Annotated in this window: 1 protein-coding gene; it reads left to right on the top strand. The window is 62.7% G+C overall.

Features of this window, described 5'->3' with window-relative positions:
- Positions 1-2,488 (top strand): immunoglobulin-like domain-containing protein (locus AACY49_RS29410; RefSeq protein ID WP_339527668.1); only part of this gene is annotated, 2,488 nt, incomplete at both ends.

Raw genomic sequence — 2,488 nt, 5'->3', positions numbered from 1 at the left:
ACACTGACAGCGGGTTCGACCGTCACTGAAGGCGGCCAGATCACCTACACCGCGACCTTGACCAACCCGGCGCAGACGCCGGTCACTGTCACCCTGTCCAACGGTTCGACCATCACCATCGCCGCAGGCAACACCACCGGCAGCGTGAACGTTCCGACGCCGGCCAATGATGTCTACAACAATGGCAGCACCGTCAGCACTACGATCACCGGGACTACCGGCGGCAACTTCGAGAATCTGGTGCCGAACACGACCCCGGCGGTCACCACCATTACCGATTCGGTCGACAACACCGGCCTGACCCTGACCGCCACCGGCAGCGTCACTGAAGGCGGCCAGATCACCTACACCGCGACCTTGACCAACCCGGCGCAGACGCCGGTCACCGTCACCCTGTCCAACGGTTCGACCATCACCATCGAAGCCGGTAAAACCATCGGTTCCGTGAGCGTCGACACCCCGGCCAATGACGTCTACAACAACGGCAGCACCATCAGCACCACGATCACTGGCGCTACCGGCGGCAACTTCGAGAACCTGGTACCGAGCACCACGCCGGCCGTCACCACCATCACCGACTCGATCGACAACACCGGCCTGAGCCTCAGCGCCACCGGCACCGTCGTCGAAGGTGGCCAGATCACCTACACCGCCACCCTGACCAACCCGGCCGGCACCCCGATGACCGTGACCTTGAGCAACGGCTCGGTCATTACCATCGAAGCAGGCAAGACCACCGGCAGCGTGACGATCGATACTGCGACCAACGACGTCTACAACAATGGCAGCACCGTCAGCACTACGATCACCGGCACCACCGGCGGCAACTTCGAACAACTGACCCCGAGCACCGAGCCGGCGCTCACCACCATTACCGATTCGAAAGACGACACCGGCCTGAGCCTGTCGGCGTCCACCGAAGTGGCCGAAGGTGGTCAGATTCTGTACACCGCGACCCTGACCAATCCGGCCGGCACACCAGTCACCGTGACTTTGAGCAACGGCGCGGTGATCACCATCGCCGCTGGCGCCACCACCGGCAGCGTGAGCGTCGCCGCCCCGGCCGATGATGTCTATAAAGATGCCGGCAAGGTTGAAGTCACCATCAAGGACGCCGCGGGCGGCAACTTTGAGAACCTGGTAACTGACCCGGCGGCAGCTGTCACCGGCGTCACCGACACCCTCGATACTTCGACCGTCAACCTGACCGCAACTTCGAGTGTGGCCGAAGGCGGCACGGTGGTTTATACGGCTTCCGTTACCGCGCCAGTGACCGGTTCGCCAGTGGTCGTGACGCTGTCGAATGGTCAGACCATCACCATCCCGGTCGGTTCGAGCAGTGCCAGCGTCAACTTCACCGCGCCGAACGATGCGTTGGCCGGCGGCGGTTCCCTGAGCGTGAAAATCGACGATGCCAAGGGCGGCAACTACGAGAAGCTGGAAATCGACGGCAAATCAGCGGATACCTCGATCACTGATACTCAGGACACCACCAACCTGTCGCTGACCGCCACCGGCGCTGTGGATGAAGGCGGCCAGATCACCTATACGGCGACCCTGACCAACGCCGCTGGGACTCCGGTCACTGTGACCTTGTCGAACGGCGCAGTCATCACCATTGAAGCGGGTAAAACCACAGGCTCCGTGACCGTCGATGCGCCGAAAGACGACGTCTACAAAGACGCCGGCACCGTCGAAGCAACGATCAAAGACGCGACAGGTGGCAATTTCGAGAACCTGGTCACCAACGATACGTCCGCTGTCACCACTGTTAACGATACCCTCGATACCAGCACCGTATCGCTGACGGCCACCGCGGACATTGCCGAAGGCGGCACCGTGGTGTACACCGCGTCCGTGACTTCGCCTGTCACCGGTTCGCCGGTGGTCGTGACCCTGTCGAACGGCCAGACCATCACCATCCCGGTCGGCTCGAGCAGTGCCAGTGTCAACTTCACCGCGCCGAACGATGCCCTGACCGGTGGTGGCTCCCTGAGCGTCAAAATCGACGATGCCAAGGGCGGCAACTACGAGAAGCTGGAAGTCGATGGCAAGTCGGCGGACACCTCGATCACTGACACGGCGGACACCACCACTCTTAGCCTGAGCGCAACCGACTCCGTGGCAGAAGGCGGCTCCATCGTTTACACCGCCACCCTGACCAATGCCGCCGGCACTCCGGTCACCGTGAACCTGTCGAACGGTGCCGTGATCACCATCGCCGCCGGCGCAACCAGTGGCTCCGTGACCGTCGACGCGCCAAAAGACGATGTCTACAAAGACGCCGGTACCGTTGAAGCAACGATCAAAGACGCGGCCGGCGGTAACTTCGAAAACCTGGCGACCAATCCGGCGGCGGCAGTTACCGAAGTCACCGACACCGTCGACACCTCGACGGTGAACCTGACCGCGACGTCCACCGTCGCCGAAGGCGGCACCGTGGTTTACACCGCGTCCGTGTCCGCTCCAGTCACCGGTTCGCCGGTGG

The sequence above is a fragment of the Pseudomonas sp. EL_65y_Pfl2_R96 genome (genome assembly GCF_963970905.1).
Lineage (GTDB): Bacteria > Pseudomonadota > Gammaproteobacteria > Pseudomonadales > Pseudomonadaceae > Aquipseudomonas.
Note: the sequence above shows the minus strand (reverse complement) of the source record. Positions and strands in the feature narration are given on the sequence as shown.